14 protein-coding genes, 6 tRNA genes and 1 other RNA gene are annotated in these 16,518 nt (G+C 53.4%); 9 read left to right on the top strand and 12 right to left on the bottom strand.

Going from position 1 to position 16,518, the window contains the following annotated elements; translation table 11 throughout:
* Positions 1–143 precede the first annotated feature (143 nt).
* On the bottom strand, positions 144–1,397 hold the full coding sequence (locus K7B04_RS22825; protein ID WP_163446108.1) for an oligosaccharide MFS transporter: 1,254 nt from the start codon (positions 1,395–1,397) through the stop codon (positions 144–146).
* A gap of 284 nt (positions 1,398–1,681) precedes the next feature.
* Here K7B04_RS22825 and K7B04_RS22820 point away from each other — a divergent pair, with 284 nt between their 5' ends.
* Positions 1,682–2,539 (top strand): helix-turn-helix domain-containing protein, encoded by an 858-nt coding sequence (locus K7B04_RS22820; RefSeq protein ID WP_163446107.1) that lies wholly within the window; start codon positions 1,682–1,684, stop codon positions 2,537–2,539.
* Here the strand turns inward: K7B04_RS22820 and cysZ are convergent.
* Positions 2,475–3,236, bottom strand: coding sequence for a sulfate transporter CysZ (cysZ, locus tag K7B04_RS22815; RefSeq protein WP_065355855.1), 762 nt, complete (start codon positions 3,234–3,236; stop codon positions 2,475–2,477). The two genes, K7B04_RS22820 and cysZ, sit on opposite strands and share 65 nt — an antisense overlap.
* 229 nt (positions 3,237–3,465) lie before the next feature.
* Between cysZ and zipA the strand changes: the two genes are divergently transcribed.
* The 3 genes from zipA (at position 3,466) to K7B04_RS22800 (ending at position 6,789) form a co-directional block, all read left to right on the top strand.
* The gene (zipA, locus tag K7B04_RS22810; RefSeq protein ID WP_223803091.1) at positions 3,466–4,488 is read left to right on the top strand and encodes a cell division protein ZipA; all 1,023 of its coding nucleotides are present in this window, start codon (positions 3,466–3,468) and stop codon (positions 4,486–4,488) included.
* Positions 4,489–4,559: 71 nt separating this feature from the next.
* Positions 4,560–6,575 (top strand): NAD-dependent DNA ligase LigA, encoded by a 2,016-nt coding sequence (ligA, locus tag K7B04_RS22805; protein ID WP_223803090.1) that lies wholly within the window; start codon positions 4,560–4,562, stop codon positions 6,573–6,575.
* Between the two features lies 1 nt (position 6,576).
* The gene (locus K7B04_RS22800; RefSeq protein WP_163446104.1) at positions 6,577–6,789 is read left to right on the top strand and encodes a DUF3820 family protein; all 213 of its coding nucleotides are present in this window, start codon (positions 6,577–6,579) and stop codon (positions 6,787–6,789) included.
* A gap of 2 nt (positions 6,790–6,791) precedes the next feature.
* On the opposite strand, the gene K7B04_RS22795 is transcribed toward K7B04_RS22800, so the two are convergent.
* Complete coding sequence (locus tag K7B04_RS22795) at positions 6,792–7,781, bottom strand: bile acid:sodium symporter family protein (RefSeq protein ID WP_223803089.1); 990 nt, start codon at positions 7,779–7,781, stop codon at positions 6,792–6,794.
* A gap of 89 nt (positions 7,782–7,870) precedes the next feature.
* Between K7B04_RS22795 and K7B04_RS22790 the strand changes: the two genes are divergently transcribed.
* Positions 7,871–8,797 carry a LysR family transcriptional regulator gene (locus tag K7B04_RS22790; RefSeq protein WP_167575285.1) on the top strand — a complete coding sequence of 309 codons (927 nt, stop codon included), beginning with the start codon at positions 7,871–7,873 and terminating at the stop codon, positions 8,795–8,797.
* On the opposite strand, the gene K7B04_RS22785 is transcribed toward K7B04_RS22790, so the two are convergent.
* The 6 genes from K7B04_RS22785 to K7B04_RS22760 all read right to left on the bottom strand — a co-directional run bounded on the left by K7B04_RS22785 (position 8,788) and on the right by K7B04_RS22760 (position 9,816).
* Positions 8,788–9,129 (bottom strand): FlxA-like family protein, encoded by a 342-nt coding sequence (locus tag K7B04_RS22785; protein ID WP_223803088.1) that lies wholly within the window; start codon positions 9,127–9,129, stop codon positions 8,788–8,790. The genes K7B04_RS22790 and K7B04_RS22785 overlap by 10 nt on opposite strands.
* Before the next feature lie 132 nt (positions 9,130–9,261).
* A non-coding RNA gene (locus tag K7B04_RS22780) (RtT sRNA) lies at positions 9,262–9,387 on the bottom strand.
* A 29-nt stretch (positions 9,388–9,416) separates the two neighbouring features.
* A tRNA-Lys gene (locus tag K7B04_RS22775) sits at positions 9,417–9,492 on the bottom strand.
* Positions 9,493–9,496: 4 nt separating this feature from the next.
* Positions 9,497–9,572, bottom strand: a tRNA-Val gene (locus tag K7B04_RS22770).
* 46 nt (positions 9,573–9,618) lie between these two features.
* A tRNA-Val gene (locus K7B04_RS22765) sits at positions 9,619–9,694 on the bottom strand.
* Between the two features lie 46 nt (positions 9,695–9,740).
* Positions 9,741–9,816 (bottom strand) — tRNA-Val (locus K7B04_RS22760).
* A 247-nt stretch (positions 9,817–10,063) separates the two neighbouring features.
* On the opposite strand from K7B04_RS22760, the gene gltX reads away from it, so the two are divergent.
* Positions 10,064–11,479: a glutamate--tRNA ligase gene (gene gltX / locus K7B04_RS22755; RefSeq protein ID WP_163446100.1), complete on the top strand. Its 1,416-nt coding sequence runs from the start codon at positions 10,064–10,066 to the stop codon at positions 11,477–11,479.
* A gap of 41 nt (positions 11,480–11,520) precedes the next feature.
* On the opposite strand, the gene K7B04_RS22750 is transcribed toward gltX, so the two are convergent.
* Together K7B04_RS22750 and K7B04_RS22745 are read right to left on the bottom strand one after the other, a co-directional pair.
* A complete protein-coding gene (locus K7B04_RS22750; protein WP_163446099.1) occupies positions 11,521–11,916 on the bottom strand; it encodes a YfeC-like transcriptional regulator in 396 nt (131 codons plus the stop codon).
* 9 nt (positions 11,917–11,925) lie between these two features.
* A complete protein-coding gene (locus K7B04_RS22745; protein ID WP_064543724.1) occupies positions 11,926–12,273 on the bottom strand; it encodes a YfeC-like transcriptional regulator in 348 nt (115 codons plus the stop codon).
* A 216-nt stretch (positions 12,274–12,489) separates the two neighbouring features.
* On the opposite strand from K7B04_RS22745, the gene K7B04_RS22740 reads away from it, so the two are divergent.
* The 3 genes from K7B04_RS22740 (at position 12,490) to K7B04_RS22730 (ending at position 15,069) form a co-directional block, all read left to right on the top strand.
* Positions 12,490–12,565: transfer RNA gene (locus K7B04_RS22740), tRNA-Ala, on the top strand.
* A gap of 40 nt (positions 12,566–12,605) precedes the next feature.
* Positions 12,606–12,681: transfer RNA gene (locus K7B04_RS22735), tRNA-Ala, on the top strand.
* 186 nt (positions 12,682–12,867) lie between these two features.
* Complete coding sequence (locus K7B04_RS22730; RefSeq protein ID WP_223803087.1) at positions 12,868–15,069, top strand: EAL domain-containing protein; 2,202 nt, start codon at positions 12,868–12,870, stop codon at positions 15,067–15,069.
* A 34-nt stretch (positions 15,070–15,103) separates the two neighbouring features.
* Here K7B04_RS22730 and nupC read toward each other — a convergent pair whose 3' ends face one another.
* Entirely contained in the window at positions 15,104–16,306 is a 1,203-nt protein-coding gene (gene nupC, locus K7B04_RS22725) for a nucleoside permease NupC (protein WP_223803086.1), read from the bottom strand.
* Positions 16,307–16,518 lie beyond the last annotated feature (212 nt).

Raw genomic sequence — 16,518 nt, 5'->3', positions numbered from 1 at the left:
GGGGTACTGGACCAGCATACCTGCTTAAAGATTCTGCGGAAGTAAGGATTTCGCATATCTATATACTGAAGGGAAATAATGGCAAGCGGGATGGAATAAGACAAGGTATAAGCCCCATCCATGTGGATGAGGCATGATATGCGTTAGCCCTGAGTCGCGGAGATCGGCGCTGGCGAGGTGCGGCCATAGCGTCCTTTACCCAGCACCTGAATGCCGATAAGCGTAATCACCCAGGCAATGACGCCCATCACCAGGTAGGTTTTGGCGAAGCCGTAGCGATCGTAGAGCATTCCGGCAATGGGGTTGATGAGCGCAATACCTAAGTAGTTAAAGCAGCCGAGCACCATATAAACGGTACCGGTTAAGCGCTTATCGAAGTAGAGGGAGAGGTATTTAAAGATGGATACCAGCAGCAGCGCCATTTCCAGACCGTAGAAGGGTTTAATAATGGCAATCATCCACGCGTGGGTCGCCAGTGCGGAAACAATCAGCCGCAGTCCAATCACAAAACCCGCTAACAAGAGACCGTTGCGCGCGCCGACTTTATTAATCAGCCAGGGAATAGAAAACATAAGAATGAATTCGACGGCGGATTGAACTGAACCCATATAACCGAGCATCGCGTTACCCAGTTTATGGTCGGCAAAGAAGCTGACAAAATAACGCGGGAACTGCTGTTCGGCGCTCTGCATCATCCAGATAATTCCGCCGTAAAAGAGCATCAGGATCCAGAATCCGCTTTGGGTAAAGAGCATTTTAACGTCAGTTTTATTGACCGGCGCTTTTTGCCCGGCGTTCACCGCCTGCCAGTCGATACCTTCGCCCTGCGTTTTTAGCATGCCGAGCAGCATAAGCAGCACCACGCAGGCCAGCGATGTGACGCAGAAGTTGTAGCTCGGCGACAGGTTGAACAGCTGCCCGGCAAACAGCGACGCCACTGCCCAGCCCATCGAACCCCACATCCGCACGCGGCCAAACTCAAAAGACCAGGCGCGGCTGTAGCGGTCGGCGTAGGATTCAAACACCAGCACCCCCGCCAGATACGCGAAGGAAAGATACAGCGCGCCAACCAGCATACCGGCAATCAGATTAAAACCGAGCAGCGGTTGATAGACCCAGATGAAAAAGGGAGCCGCCAGCACCGAAGCGAGGGTCACGATGACCAGCAGGTGTTTGCCGAGGCCGAGCTTATCCATGATATAGCCGCAAACGGGCTTCATCGCCAGCGCAAACAGGGCGTTGATTGACAGGACAAAGCCAATCTTTTCACTGTTCAGGCCGACGTTATCGGCCAGCCAGATTGCCAGAAAGGACCAACTGGTGGACCATGCAAAATAGAAAACAAACAGACAGAGGCTTATTCTGATATAAGCCTGCTTATTTATCGTGCTGACCATATAATTCCACTCCATCGCGAAATGATGGCGCTACGTTAGCCCGAATAAACGTCGCTGACTTTTATCTGATTGCCACCCTTCGGCCAGCCTGTCGTTTTTATCCTCAGAAGCTGTGTTGGCCCTCACAGAATGAAAATGACGCTTTTTCAATCGCTGCCTGAGGACAATAAAACTCAATTTTCAGCCGTGATTTTTAAATTATTTCCCTTTAAAAATAAGGTGTTTGACAAGCTAATCGCCGGCAGTTTAATTTCGCTACTCTGACGATAGCTCAGGAAATGGCCATGCAAACTTTGCATCAATCCCGCGTATTCAATCGCCCCGGCGATCGTGTTTGCGTGCAATATTGGTTGCCAGGCATCGCTTACCCCGAGCACGATCACGATTATCACGAAATACTCTTTTTGCTCTCCGGGACGATGACCCATATCGTCAACGGCTACCCCTGGTTTATGCGCGCGGGCTCTTTTATGGCGCTGCGCGCCGACGATCGTCACGCTTTTACTGAAATGCGGGAAACCTGCGTCATTAACCTGTTGCATGTTCCGCTGGGAGAGTTGAACTGGTTTAAAAGTCGTACTGCGCTGCTGTTTGAGGAACCAGAGCCACAGTTATGGTATATGGCGGTCCCCGAGTGGCTGAAGGTCGTGGGGGAGATTAACGCATTTGCCTGCACCGAGATGGGAGAGAGCAACGAGAGTGAGATGCTGCGTAGCGCGCAGCAGGAAACTTTCCTGCTGCGGCTGCTGAGCCAGTTGCCGGGTTATCGCCAGAAAACGAATGCGCAACTCAGCGTGGAGGAACGGTTATGCCTTGCGCTCTCATGGATAGAGTGTCACTGGCAGTCCAGAGTAGAGTGGGCGACGCTGGCGGAACGTTATTCATTGACGCTACGCACCTTTCAGCGCCGTTTTAAACAGCGAACCGGGATGACGCCGCAGCAGTATTTAATCGCCCTACGGCTGCGTCACGCCCGATTTTTAATGCAGCAAGATGTTCTCTCGCTGCGGGATATTGCCGAGTACTGTCACTTCTACGATGCCAGTCACCTGAGCAACTGCCTGAAACAGCAGGCGCTTACTTCCACATCGCGTGTTTATCGCGATAGCAGTCGACCCACATTGCCGTCGCGCCGCAGATAGCTACCGGGATGATCACCAGGTTAAGCACCGGAATTAAGGTGAACAGGCTGGTCAGCGCGCCAAACTGCATGTTGGTGACCTTACGCGTGCGCAGCGCTTCACGCATGGTTTTAAACGGCACCTTATGGTTATCGAACGGGTAGTCACAGTACTGAATCGCCAGCATCCACGCGCTGAACAGGAACCACAGCACCGGTGCGACCGTCTGACCAATGCCCGGAATGAAATAGAGCAATAGCAGCACAACGGCGCGCGGCAGATACCACGCCAGCTTCTGCCATTCACGTTTCATGATGCGCGGCAGGTCTTTCATAATACCGACAATACCGGTATCCGGCGGAGTTGCGCCGGTTAAGCGCGCTTCCAGCTGCTCGGCCAGCAGGCCATTAAACGGTGCGGCTATCCAGTTGGCGATAGTAGAAAAGAAGTAGCCGAAGACCAGCAAAATCGAAATCACGATAACCGGCCAAAGCAGATAGCTCAGCCACTGCAGCCAGTCGGGAATACGCCCCATCAGCGAGGGGATCCAGCTCTCCAGCTTGCTGAACAGCCACCAGAAGGCGCCGCCCATCAGCACAATATTGACCAACAGCGGTAAGATGACGAATCGGCGAATGCCAGGCAAGCCGATCAGTTTCCAGCCCTGAGAGAAATAGTAAACGCCGCTACGTGCGGCAGGGGTGGACGATGAAACCATGGTCAGATGAAGCTCCTTTGTCTGACTACATTAAAAGACGACACTATATTAGCGAGTTGTTGGACAATGACCAGTTAAGAAATGTTCGAAAAACAAGCAAAAAGTACGATTTAATTCATCTTTATGCGGTGAATGTCATGTGTACACTTGCACTTGACGTGATGGGCAAATACTCTTAGTGAGTAAATGTTTGCCGTGGTGGCAAGGTGTTAGAACAACAGAGAATATAATGATGCAGGATTTGCGTCTGATATTAATCATTGTTGGCGCGATCGCCATACTCGCTTTACTGGTTCATGGTTTCTGGACGAGCCGTAAAGAACGTTCCTCGATGTTCCGCGATCGCCCAATCAAGCGTATGAAGTCTCGTGATGCCGACGATGAGTCGGAAGATGACTTTGATGACAATGTTGAAGGCGTGGGTGAAGTTCGTGTCCACAAGGTTAATCACGCCCCTGGGGTTGCCGGGGAGCATGAAGCACCTCGTCACGCGCCCCAACACCAGTACCAGCCGCCTTACGAGCGTCAGGCGCCTCAGCCTGCGCGCGTGCAGGAGCCGGTACAGCAGCCGCCCGTGCAACCGCCGCATCAGCCTGCTCAGCACGCGCCGGTTCCACCGCCGCAGCCTGTGCAGCCGCAACAGCCTGTGCGCCCTCCGGTTGTTGAACAGCCGCAGCACGCGCCAGTACAGCAACCGCAGCCGGTTGCTCAGCAGCCCGTTGCGCCACAGCCCGCTCAGCCAGTAGAAGCGCCAGTGCCGCAGCCGGTACAGCAGCCTGAGCCGGTCGCTCAGCCCGCGCCGGAACCTGCTCAGCCGGTCAAGCCAGAGCGTAAAGAGACGGTGATCGTGATGAACGTATCCGCTCACCAGGGCTCGCACATTAACGGTGAGTTGTTGCTCAACAGCATTCAACAGGCCGGATTTAAGTTTGGCGACATGAACATCTTCCACCGCCATCTTAGCCCGGATGGAAGCGGCCCGGCATTGTTTAGCCTGGCAAATATGCTCAAACCCGGTACCTTTGATCCGGACAACATGAGCGATATGCAGACCCCTGGCGTGACGATTTTCATGCAGGTGCCGGGCTACGGTGACGAGCTGCAAAACTTCAAGTTGATGCTCCAGTCGGCGCAGTACATTGCCGATGAAGTGGGCGGCGTGGTGCTCGACGATCAGCGTCGTATGATGACCCCGCAAAAGCTGCGCGAGTATCAGGATCGTATTCGCGAAGTGAAAGACGCCAACGCCTGATAAGGTTCGTGCGTTTTCAATCCTTCCTGAACCCCCGCCTGTCGGGGGTTTTTTATCATTGATGGTGTGATATGCAACCAATAGAACAACGACTGAATGAACTGCGAGCGACGCTTCGCCATCATGAATACCTGTATCACGTGCTGGATGCGCCGGAACTGCCCGACGTCGAGTACGATCGCCTGATGCGCGAGCTGCGCGAGCTGGAGGCGCAGCACCCTGAGTTAGTTACCGCTGACTCACCGACTCAGCGTGTCGGTGCAGGGCCGCTGGCGGCCTTTAGTCAGATTCGCCACGAAGTGCCGATGCTGTCACTGGATAACGTTTTTGACGAAGAGAGCTTCCTGGCGTTTAACAAGCGCGTTCAGGATCGCCTGAACAGCAGCGATAAGCTGACCTGGTGCTGTGAACTGAAGCTTGATGGCCTGGCGGTGAGCATTCTCTATGAAAATGGCGTGCTGGTCAGCGCGGCGACGCGCGGCGACGGCACCACCGGGGAGGATATTACCTCTAACGTTCGTACTATCCGCGCTATTCCGCTGAAGCTGCACGGTGACAACATCCCGGCGCGTCTGGAAGTGCGCGGTGAAGTATTCCTGCCCCAGGCCGGGTTTGAAAAGATTAACGAAGAGGCGCGCCGTACCGGCAGCAAAGTGTTCGCTAACCCGCGCAACGCCGCCGCCGGTTCGCTGCGCCAGTTGGATCCGCGCATCACAGCGAAGCGACCGCTTACTTTCTTCTGCTACGGTGTGGGCGTACTGGAAGGCGGCGTGCTGCCGGATACCCATCTGGGGCGTTTGCTGCAGTTTAAAGCGTGGGGACTGCCGGTGAGCGACCGCGTGACGCTGTGCGACTCGCCGGAGGAAGTACTCGCTTACTATCATAAGGTTGAAGAAGATCGTCCGACGTTAGGTTTTGATATTGATGGCGTGGTGATTAAGGTCAACTCGCTGGCGCTGCAGGAACAGCTTGGCTTTGTCGCCCGTGCTCCGCGCTGGGCGGTGGCGTTCAAATTCCCGGCCCAGGAGCAGATGACCTTCGTGCGCGACGTCGAATTCCAGGTGGGGCGCACCGGGGCGATTACGCCAGTGGCGCGTCTGGAGCCGGTTCAGGTGGCGGGAGTGTTGGTCAGCAACGCAACGCTGCACAACGCCGATGAAATTGAGCGTCTGGGGCTGCGCATTGGCGATAAAGTGGTAATTCGTCGCGCCGGTGATGTGATCCCGCAGGTCGTCAACGTGGTGCTTTCTGAACGTCCTGACGTGACGCAGGAGATTGTTTTCCCGACCCATTGCCCGGTATGTAACTCCGACGTTGAACGCGTTGAAGGGGAAGCCGTGGCCCGCTGTACCGGCGGTTTGATCTGCGGCGCGCAGCGGAAAGAGGCGCTCAAGCATTTCGTCTCCCGACGCGCGCTCGACGTTGACGGCATGGGCGATAAAATCATCGACCAGCTGGTGGAGAAAGAGTACGTCCACACCCCAGCGGACCTGTTCACGTTGACGGCTGGTAAGCTTACCGGGCTGGATCGCATGGGGCCGAAATCGGCACAGAATGTGGTTAACGCGCTGGAAAAAGCCAAACAAACGACCTTCGCCCGTTTCCTCTATGGCTTAGGTATTCGCGAAGTGGGTGAGGCGACGGCCGCCGGGCTGGCTGGCTACTTTGGCACGCTGGAGGCGCTCGAAGCCGCATCCATTGAAGAGCTACAGAAGGTGCCGGATGTCGGTGTCGTGGTCGCTAACCACGTGTTTAACTTTTTTGCCGAAGCCAGCAACCGCGAAGTTATTCAGCAACTGTTAAAAGAAGGCGTCAACTGGCCTGCTCCGGTGGTGATCAATGCCGAAGAGATAGACAGCCCGTTCGCCGGTAAAACGGTGGTGCTGACCGGCAGCCTGAGCCAGATGTCCCGTGATGATGCCAAAGCGCGGTTGGTTGAACGCGGGGCTAAAGTCGCGGGCAGCGTATCGAAGAAAACCGACCTGGTGATTGCCGGTGAAGCGGCGGGCTCTAAGCTTGCCAAAGCGCAGGAACTGGGCATTGCGGTGATTGATGAGGCCGAAATGCTGCGGCTGCTGGGAGTCTAAGGTGGATAAAGCGCAGCTGGTTGAGATTGCTAATACCGAGATGCCATTCGGTAAGTATAAAGGCCGACGTTTAATCGACGTTCCGGAAGAGTATCTGCTGTGGTTTGCCCGCAAAGATCAGTTTCCGGCGGGCCATCTTGGTGAACTGATGCAGCTGACGCTGTTGATTAAAACCGAGGGGTTGAGCCAATTGGTGCAACCCCTCAAGCGCTAACTTTACACGCGGGCCTGTTCTTTGGCCTGCAGTTTTTCCATCTGCGCTTTATAGCGGCGCGCGAGCACCGCGCAGGTCATCAGCTGAATCTGGTGGAAGATCATCAGCGGCAGCACCATCATTCCCAGCACCGACGTCGGGAAGAGAATATTGGCCATCGGGATACCGTTGGCCAGACTCTTTTTCGAACCGCAGAAGACAATCGTGATTTCATCCGCTTTATTGAAGCCCATCCGCCGAGCGACCACGGTGTTAATCAGGATCACCAGCGCCAGCAGCACGATACTCACAATCACAATAAACAGCAGTGAACCCACGCCCACTTTATGCCAGATACCGTTGACGACCGCTTCGCTGAAAGCGGAGTAGACCACCAGCAAAATGGAGGTCTGGTCGGTTTTGGCGATCCATTTCTTATGCTTTGTCACGAAGGCGGCGGTCCACGGGCGGGACAGGTGGCCGAGAACAAACGGCAGCAGCAGTTGCAGCATAATTTTGCCGACCTGCTCAAGGCTGCCGCCCGCGCCATGGACGTTCATCACCAGGCCAACCAACAGCGGCGAGAGGAAGATCCCCAGCAGGCTGGAAGCCGAAGCCGAACATACCGCAGCGGCGACGTTACCGCCCGCCAGCGAGGTAAAGGCGATTGCCGACTGCACGGTGGCAGGCAGAATGCACAGGTACAGGAAGCCCGCGTAGAGCTGTGGGTCGACGTTAACAGGCGCCCACCAGGCAAACAGCACGCCCAGCACCGGAAAGACCACAAAGGTGCTGCACATCACCCACAGATGCAGACGCCAGTGGCTGCCGCCGGCGATAATCGACTCACGCGACAATTTGGCGCCGTGCATAAAGAACAGCAGCGCGATGGCGGCGGTGGTCAGATTTTCGAAAAACGGCACAAAATCGCCGCGCGCCGGGAAGAAGGTGGCGAGCAGGACAACGGCGATAAGGGTTAGCGTAAACGGGTCTAAAACGCGAAAAAGTTTCATAAAGACTCCTGAAGATCGATGCAGACATTTTGCTTTTTTATTTTTGAGAAATAAAATTGATTTATTGCATCCATTGATGAAAAAAACAGATGAATTACTCGCTGCGTCAGTTAAAGGTGTTTGTTACGGTTGCCCGGGCCAAAAGCTTCAGCCGAGCCGGGGAGATCATTGGCCTCAGCCAGTCGGCGGTGAGTCATAGCGTTAAGGAGCTGGAACATCAGACCGGCGTGCGTTTGCTCGACCGCACCACGCGTGAGGTGGTGCTGACCGAGGCCGGGCAGCAGCTGGCGCAGCGGCTTGAACGCCAGCTGGATGAGTTGCACAGTACGCTGCGTGAAGCCGGGCGGATTGGCCAACAGCTCAGTGGGACAGTGCGCGTAGCGGCAAGCCAGACCATATCCGCACACCTCATTCCGCAGTGTATTGCCGAGAGCAATCTGCGCTATCCCGAGATTCGCTTTGTGCTGCACGACCGCCCTCAGCAGTGGGTACTGGAAAGTATTCGTCAGGGGGACGTGGATTTTGGCATCGTTATCGATCCTGGCGTGGTCGGGGATTTGCAGTGCGAAACGGTACTGTCGGAGCCTTTTTTTCTACTTTGTCGACGCGATCATTCATTTGCGGATTTGCCGTACGTTAGCTGGCAGGCGCTGCAAGCGGCAAAGCTGGTGCTTCAGGACTACGCGTCAGGCAGCCGAATGTTGATTGATGCCGCGCTGCGCCTGCACGATATTGAGGCGGATATCGTGCAGGAGATTGGTCACCCGGCGACGTTGTTCCCGATGGTGACGGCGGGCATTGGGATTAGCATTATTCCCGCGCTGGCATTGCCGCTTCCGGAAGGCAGCCCGCTGGTGGTGAAAAGGCTGGCGCCGGGCGTTGAGCGCCAGTTAATGCTGGTACGGCGGAAAAACCGTTCGCTCTCCACCGCCGCGCAGGCGTTGTGGGATGTGGTGCGCGAACAAAGCCAGCGCCTGACGGATGAACGCCAGCAGGATCCGCTGTATCAGACGTAGATGTCGATCTGGTGCTCGTCGCTGGGCTTGTTGACATTGGCGATAGCAGTCACAGAGGCTTCTTGTTTTTCCTGCGCTTTTTCCGCTTGTTGGTTCTGCAACTGGGCCAACTGAGCTTCGAGCATGGTAATTTGCTCCTGAATCATTTCGGCCTGCTTCTGTTTTTCCTCCGCGCTGCCGCTGCCATCAGCAATTTCTTTCAGCTGTTGGGTGAGTTTGACGATCTGCTGGGTAATGCGCGCCATTTGTGAGGCTGCGTCGTTACCGCTCGGCGCGGCGGTGCTGGTGGTGGTTTTCAGGGCTGGAATAGAGGTAGAGCTGATAACGGTCATGGTATACGCCTTATACGGGTAAATATAAGGAGTATCGGCAGAATATGGCTGAACTTGAATGGCTGAGGGCGGAGGTGCGAATCGTCCAGATTGCAGATAGCAAAAAAGCGCCTTTAGGGCGCTTTTTTACATTGGTGGGTCGTGCAGGATGACTCGCTTCGCTCGCCCTTCGGGCCGTCGCCGTAAACGGCTCCGTTGTCTCACTGCGTTCGACACGAACCTGCTGCAGGTTCGAATCTTCCAGATTGCAGATAGTAAAAAAGCGCCTTTAGGGCGCTTTTTTACATTGGTGGGTCGTGCAGGATTCGAACCTGCGACCAATTGATTAAAAGTCAACTGCTCTACCAACTGAGCTAACGACCCGAAGTGGTGGGTGATGACGGGATCGAACCGCCGACCCCCTCCTTGTAAGGGAGGTGCTCTCCCAGCTGAGCTAATCACCCACTTCGGTACTTCATTTTGTTGTAAGAAATCCAGCTGTCGAGAAAGTGGTGGGTGATGACGGGATCGAACCGCCGACCCCCTCCTTGTAAGGGAGGTGCTCTCCCAGCTGAGCTAATCACCCACTTCTCAATTTCTTACTCTACACGGCGGAGACTACATAAAGTAGTTGGTGGGTGATGACGGGATCGAACCGCCGACCCCCTCCTTGTAAGGGAGGTGCTCTCCCAGCTGAGCTAATCACCCCCGCTGTGTGGAGTCGCATTATAGGGAGAGTTGAAAATGAGTCAACGCCTTTTCTAAAGAATTTGTTCGTTCGTCGTAAAAATAAACAAAGCGATCGCAAAACGCGCTATGTTGTATGAATTATATGCAAAATCAGCAAAGCATGCGCTTGCGGTGGGAACAACCGAGTGGGAGTGCTAGAATATTGCCCACTTGTATTTCCGGGATTTGCCGGTTGTCGGCATCTTTATAAACGTAAGGCCATTTCATGAAAATCAAAACTCGCTTCGCGCCTAGCCCGACAGGCTATCTGCACGTCGGCGGCGCTCGTACTGCTCTTTATTCCTGGCTTTTTGCACGTAACCACGACGGTGAGTTTGTGCTGCGTATTGAAGACACCGATCTTGAGCGCTCAACGCCAGAAGCCATTGAAGCCATCATGGATGGAATGAACTGGCTGAATCTGGAGTGGGATGAAGGTCCGTACTATCAGACCAAGCGTTTCGATCGCTACAACGCGGTGATTGATGAAATGCTGGAAGCGGGCACTGCGTATAAATGTTACTGCTCCAAAGAACGTCTGGATGCGCTGCGCGAAGAGCAGATGGCTAACGGTGAAAAACCGCGTTACGACGGCCGTTGCCGCCATGGTCACGAACATCATGCTGCCGATGAGCCATGCGTGGTGCGTTTTGCTAACCCGCAAGAAGGTTCCGTTATTTTTGACGACCAGATCCGCGGCCCGATCGAATTCAGCAACCAGGAGCTGGACGATCTGATCATCCGCCGTACCGACGGTTCCCCGACCTACAACTTCTGTGTGGTGGTCGATGACTGGGATATGGAAATCACCCACGTAATCCGCGGTGAAGATCATATCAACAACACGCCGCGCCAGATCAACATCCTGAAAGCACTGAATGCGCCGGTACCGGTTTATGCGCACGTGTCGATGATCAACGGTGACGATGGCAAAAAACTGTCCAAGCGTCACGGCGCGGTCAGCGTGATGCAGTATCGTGATGACGGCTACCTGCCGGAAGCGCTGCTGAACTACCTGGTGCGTCTGGGCTGGTCCCACGGCGATCAGGAGATCTTCACTCGTGAAGAGATGATCGAGTTCTTCTCTCTGAATGCGGTCAGCAAATCTGCCAGCGCGTTCAATACTGATAAACTGCTGTGGCTGAACCATCACTACATCAATACGCTGGCGCCGGAATACGTGGCGACGCACCTGCAGTGGCACATCGAGCAGGAAAATATCGATACCCGTGTTGGGCCGCAGCTGTGCGAGCTGGTGAAACTGCTGGGCGAGCGCTGCAAAACCCTGAAAGAGATGGCGCAAAGCTGCCGCTACTTCTACGAAGACTTTGCTGAGTTCGACGCCGATGCGGCGAAGAAACACCTGCGTCCGGTTGCGCGTCAGCCGCTGGAAGTGGTGCGCGATAAAATTGCCGCCATCACTGAGTGGACTGCGGAAAACGTTCACCACGCGATTCAGGCAACCGCCGATGAGCTGGAAGTGGGCATGGGTAAAGTGGGTATGCCGCTGCGCGTTGCGGTGACCGGGGCTGGGCAGTCGCCTGCGCTGGACGTCACCGTGCACGCAATTGGCAAATCTCGTAGTATCGAGCGCATCAACAAGGCGCTGGGTTTTATCGCTGAGCGTGAAAGCCAGCAGTAAAACGGCGTTGAGCAAGAAAAAAGCGGGGAAACCCGCTTTTTTTACGTCTCGTCCTGGCTTAGCCCTAGCCGGGAAAGAAATCCGCAAATGCCTTCACGCGCCAGCAAATGGTGCAGACGCTGCTGTTCTTGCGGCGTCATGTTCTGCAGGACGTCGGTAATTTGTCGCCACACCACCTCAGATTCATTTGTCGTGTAGCTGCGAGGCGGTTCTCCAAGCTGGCTTTGCGTGGTATGGCTACGCAGCGCTGGGGTATTGGCGAGGTAGTCCAGCACTTCAGGAGTGATAAAAATCAGGCGCGCGCGGCCGCCTTTAATGCCCGGCATGGGTTCGGTGTGCCAGCCTTGCTCGCGAATCCAACGGTTAACGGTTTGTCGGGTTATCCCTAAGCGCTCGGCGAGCTCTTCGGTCGACATTTTGGCAGGAAGTGTTTTCATCTCTTGCGTTTAACCACGGATTCCTAAACGTTGCAATAAACCGCTAATTCCTTCCCGGAGTAGCAACGAGGTCAACTGTTTCTGTTCAGTTTCGGTCATCTCATCAACCAGCGTCAGCAGCAGCGTATGGAAGGGGTTATCGGAAATGTAGGGAGCAGGGGGCTCTGAAGCGCGCTGCGCGCTGTGGATAAACTCCACGACTTCATCGTTGACGTGGACGACCCTGGCTTTACCGCCTTGAACGCCGGGACGAGGAGACGTTTTCCAGCCTTCCTTACGCACCCATTTGTTAATGGTCTGGCGGCTATAGCCTGTCAGGTGGGCGATCTCCTCCGGCGTCATTCGTTCCTTGAGCATACTATTTCCTGAGTTGCTGTGTGGGAATTACAGGTTCATGTTATAGCATCGTTTTAGTGGAAAACGTGACATGCATAACTCCTGTTTGCGAGCAGGCGCGTAAACCGGCGCGTTTGTCTGCTTTTTCAGCGATTAGATGCCGTTAGCGAATTTTGCCGTTGACACTGTGCGAGGGAATTCATATTATGCCGCCCGTCAACTCGACAGCTTTACGTTGGGGCTATAGCTCAGCTGGGAGAGCGCTTGCATGGCATGCAAGAGGTCAGCGGTTCGATCCCGCTTAGCTCCACCAAATCCTGCTCCCATCAGGTTTTGGAACGTAAAGGCACTGTGGGGCTATAGCTCAGCTGGGAGAGCGCTTGCATGGCATGCAAGAGGTCAGCGGTTCGATCCCGCTTAGCTCCACCAAAATTTGAAACCCTCGCCTGAAGGCGGGGGTTTTTTTCATCCTTGTTGTGTACAAAAATACAGCGATTTACGTTCAAAAGTCCGGTGTAGATCAGGATTTTATCGCTTAAACTTGCGCCAACAAATTCGCGACCATAATATTCAAAGAGTCAAATTACGTACGATAAAGGATATCGGCTGATACGCATGACGGTGATAAGGACTAACCCACTCAGGAAATTCTGCCTGGCTCTTATATTGAGCCTGGTGGCTATTCCATTATCCAGATATATCTCTCCTACTGCTTTTTATGATGGGCATTCTGTATATCTGGCCTGGCTACCGCTTGGCGTAATGATTGCATTGATTATGCTTTTTGGCCGTCATGCTATCGCCCCATTAGCGATTGGTTTTACCGTCACTAACTATTGGCAATTGCATTTATCGCCCTTTTATTCATTAACGTTGCTATTCTGTCAGTTGGCCGCAGTATGCATCTCCTGCGTTATTTTACGCTATATGCATGGGCGTCGATGGCGACACGGAATTCCTATAAAAAACATTGGCTTAAATGTTTTCTGGTTAGGCTTTGCTACCCCAGTTATGGGCAAGGTTTTGATGTATATTACCGGTGAGATTATTGACATTCCGGAGTTAATGTACAGTTATTTTAATATAACATCCGTTATTTATTCTATTGTTGATATTCAGGGCCTGGTTTGTGCATCACTGATATTTACTCGTCTTTTTTATTACCCCTTCAGGATGTGCTTGAACCCACGTTATGCCAGGGCATTCTGGTATCGTAATATCGCTTGTTATACCAATCTTAGAAATAAGATATTTATTACCTGTTGGTTTATTAGCCTGATAGGTATGATGATATTTTTGTGTGCGCCATTTGGCGATTATTATTTTGCGGGTTATCTGGTTCCGGCAATATTTATCTTTTTCTCTTTTGGCATCAGCCAGTTGGCGTACCCGCTTGTCGTCATGACCTGGACGGTTTCCGCCTTCCTGCTGGTGATGTACAACAAAAATTTCCTTCATGGCATACAAACCCAGTATTCGCTGGCTTTTATTCTGTCGTCGCTGATCTCCTTTACGGTGTGCCTGCTTTACTTGCTCCAGGTCTACCATCGCAGCCAGCGACTGCAGGCCAAGTGGCAGGCGCAGGCCATGCAGGACCCGATAACTGGCTTACCGAACCTGCGTGCGCTGGAGGAGTATATGATGACGCCGCGCGCTGGCGCGATCAGCCTGTGTTGTCTGCACATTGGTAACCTCGACTTCCTCAGCCGTCACTATGGCATGATGATGCGTATGCATTGCAAACGCAGCGTCACGCATATCCTACAGCCGATGCTGTTCAGTGAAGAAAAGTTGTTCCAGCTGCCGGGTAATGAACTGCTGCTGGTGCTGAACGGTCCGGATACCGAGGCCCGTCTGAAGCATCTGATTAATTTTCTGAGCAATAAAGAGATCCACTGGAACAATGCGGTTCTGAACCTGGAATACGCGATCTCCTGGGCGCCGGTGAGCCCGCGGGATAAAAATATGCACCATATGCTGGGGCAACTGAGCTGGTTAGTGGAGCAGGCCGATGAAGGAAATCAAATCCTCAAGCTGGATAACGGTCACGTTGACGCTTTCGACCAAAGCAGCGAACAGGTTGTGCTGTTGAATCGGGTTAAAAACGCGCTGGACTGGGGCGGTTTTGTGCTTTACGCCCAGTCGATCAGAAAGCCTTCCGGCGAAGGTTACTACGAGATACTGAGCCGCCTCGTTGACGCTGACGGTATGGTTACGCCGGATAAATTTATCCCGGTTCTTGCGCAGTTCAACCTTAGCAAGCGCTTTGACATGCAGGTACTGGAGTATCTGTTCAGCTCGCTGGATGAGCTTCCCGATAAGAATTTCTCGGTGAATCTGATGCCGTACACCTTGATGCAAAAGGGGAGCGCCGCCGAGATTATCGCGCTGTTCCGCCGTTATCACGTCGATGTTAAACGCATTATTATCGAGATTACCGAAGAGCAGGCTTTTTCCAACTCTGACGTCAGCGTTGCCAATATCCAGCAGTTGCGTCAGTTTGGCTGCCTGATTGCGATTGATGACTTCGGTACCGGCTACGCGAACTATGAGCGCCTGAAGCGTCTGGAAGCCGACATTATAAAGATAGATGGCTGCTTTGTACGTGATGTTTTAAACAACCCGATGGATGCGATGATTATTCGCTCTATCTGCGAGATGGCGAAGCTGCGGAATTTGTCCGTGGTGGCAGAATATGTCGAGACGGAAGAACAGCAACAGCTGCTGGAACGCCTTGGCGTGCACTATATGCAGGGCTACCTGATCGATAAACCGCGTCCGCTCTGGCAGCTTGAGAACAAAAAAAAGGACCTGTAACAACGTTACAGGTCCTGATGTTAGCGACGGTGAATTACAGAACCAGCGCGGCGATAGACGCAGACAGCACGCTCACCAGCGTAGAACCGTAAACCAGCTTCAGACCGAAGCGAGAAACCACGTTGCCCTGTTCTTCGTTCAGACCTTTAATCGCACCGGCGATGATGCCGATGGAAGAGAAGTTGGCGAAGGAGACCAGGAACACGGAGATGATGCCGACCGCGCGCGGAGAGAGCTCAGCGGCGATTTTCTGCAGATCCATCATGGCGACGAATTCATTGGAAACCAGTTTGGTTGCCATGATGCTGCCCACCTGCAGGGATTCACTTGCCGGTACACCCATGATCCATGCAACCGGATAGAAGATGTAGCCCAGAATGCCCTGGAAGGAGATGCTGTAGCCAAACCAGCCGGTTACGGTGGCGAACAGGGCGTTCAGCGCGGCGATCAGGGCGATAAAGCCGATCAGCATCGCAGCAACGATAATTGCCACTTTGAAACCTGCCAGAATGTATTCACCCAGCATTTCGAAGAAGCTTTGACCTTCGTGCAGGTTAGACATCTGAATGTTTTCTTCGCTGGCATCAACGCGGTACGGGTTGATCAGCGACAGGACGATAAAGGTGCTGAACATGTTCAGTACCAGCGCCGCGACAACGTACTTCGGCTCCAGCATGGTCATGTAGGCGCCAACGATAGACATAGACACGGTAGACATTGCCGTCGCCGCCATGGTGTACATGCGGTTACGGGACATTTTACCAAGGATGTCTTTATAGGCGATGAAGTTTTCAGACTGACCCAGAATCAGGGAGCTGACGGCGTTGAAAGACTCCAGTTTGCCCATGCCGTTGATTTTCGACAGCACGGTACCAATCGCACGAATGATGATAGGCAGTACGCGGATGTGCTGCAGGATACCGATCAGCGCAGAGATAAACACGATAGGGCACAGTACTTTCAGGAAGAAGAAGGCCAGACCTTTATCGTTCATGCTACCGAAGACAAAGTTGGTCCCTTCGTTGGCGAAACCGAGAAGTTTTTCGAACATCTCGGAGAAGCCTTTCACAAAGCCCAGACCAATATCGGAGTTCAGGAAGAACCAGGCCAACAGCACTTCAATGACCAGTAGCTGGATAACATAACGAATGCGGATCTGTTTGCGGTTAGAACTGACCAGCAAGGCCAGGATCGCCACCACAACGAGCGCGAGAATAAAATGCAAGACGCGGTCCATATTTGCTCCAAACATGAGACGGGTTAAATTTTCGTGCACATTCTATGTAACATGGTTAAATAAAACGAGATCTGTCTCTCACTATATTCAGAACCTGTGAGCAAACTCAAAATTAGTGATCAAGCATGCATTTTTGTTATGTTGAGTAAATGTATGAAAAGTTTCCACGTTGTACTACTCTCTTCTTAAGCGTATACCAAACCTTCCCAACC

The sequence above is a fragment of the Kluyvera sp. CRP genome (assembly GCF_019930565.1).
In the GTDB taxonomy this organism is placed as follows: domain Bacteria; phylum Pseudomonadota; class Gammaproteobacteria; order Enterobacterales; family Enterobacteriaceae; genus Kluyvera; species Kluyvera georgiana_A.
This window is presented reverse-complemented; position numbering and strand designations above follow the sequence as displayed.

What these genes read in the sequence shown, in the direction of transcription:
- K7B04_RS22825 (WP_163446108.1), bottom strand. Translation starts at nt 1,397, where the DNA reads ATGGTCAGCACGATAAATAAGCAGGCTTATATCAGAATAAGCCTCTGT.
- K7B04_RS22820 (WP_163446107.1), top strand. Translation starts at nt 1,682, where the DNA reads ATGCAAACTTTGCATCAATCCCGCGTATTCAATCGCCCCGGCGATCGT.
- cysZ (WP_065355855.1), bottom strand. Translation starts at nt 3,236, where the DNA reads ATGGTTTCATCGTCCACCCCTGCCGCACGTAGCGGCGTTTACTATTTC.
- zipA (WP_223803091.1), top strand. Translation starts at nt 3,466, where the DNA reads ATGATGCAGGATTTGCGTCTGATATTAATCATTGTTGGCGCGATCGCC.
- ligA (WP_223803090.1), top strand. Translation starts at nt 4,560, where the DNA reads ATGCAACCAATAGAACAACGACTGAATGAACTGCGAGCGACGCTTCGC.
- K7B04_RS22795 (WP_223803089.1), bottom strand. Translation starts at nt 7,781, where the DNA reads ATGAAACTTTTTCGCGTTTTAGACCCGTTTACGCTAACCCTTATCGCC.
- K7B04_RS22790 (WP_167575285.1), top strand. Translation starts at nt 7,871, where the DNA reads ATGAATTACTCGCTGCGTCAGTTAAAGGTGTTTGTTACGGTTGCCCGG.
- K7B04_RS22785 (WP_223803088.1), bottom strand. Translation starts at nt 9,129, where the DNA reads ATGACCGTTATCAGCTCTACCTCTATTCCAGCCCTGAAAACCACCACC.
- gltX (WP_163446100.1), top strand. Translation starts at nt 10,064, where the DNA reads ATGAAAATCAAAACTCGCTTCGCGCCTAGCCCGACAGGCTATCTGCAC.
- K7B04_RS22750 (WP_163446099.1), bottom strand. Translation starts at nt 11,916, where the DNA reads ATGAAAACACTTCCTGCCAAAATGTCGACCGAAGAGCTCGCCGAGCGC.
- K7B04_RS22745 (WP_064543724.1), bottom strand. Translation starts at nt 12,273, where the DNA reads ATGCTCAAGGAACGAATGACGCCGGAGGAGATCGCCCACCTGACAGGC.
- K7B04_RS22730 (WP_223803087.1), top strand. Translation starts at nt 12,868, where the DNA reads ATGACGGTGATAAGGACTAACCCACTCAGGAAATTCTGCCTGGCTCTT.
- nupC (WP_223803086.1), bottom strand. Translation starts at nt 16,306, where the DNA reads ATGGACCGCGTCTTGCATTTTATTCTCGCGCTCGTTGTGGTGGCGATC.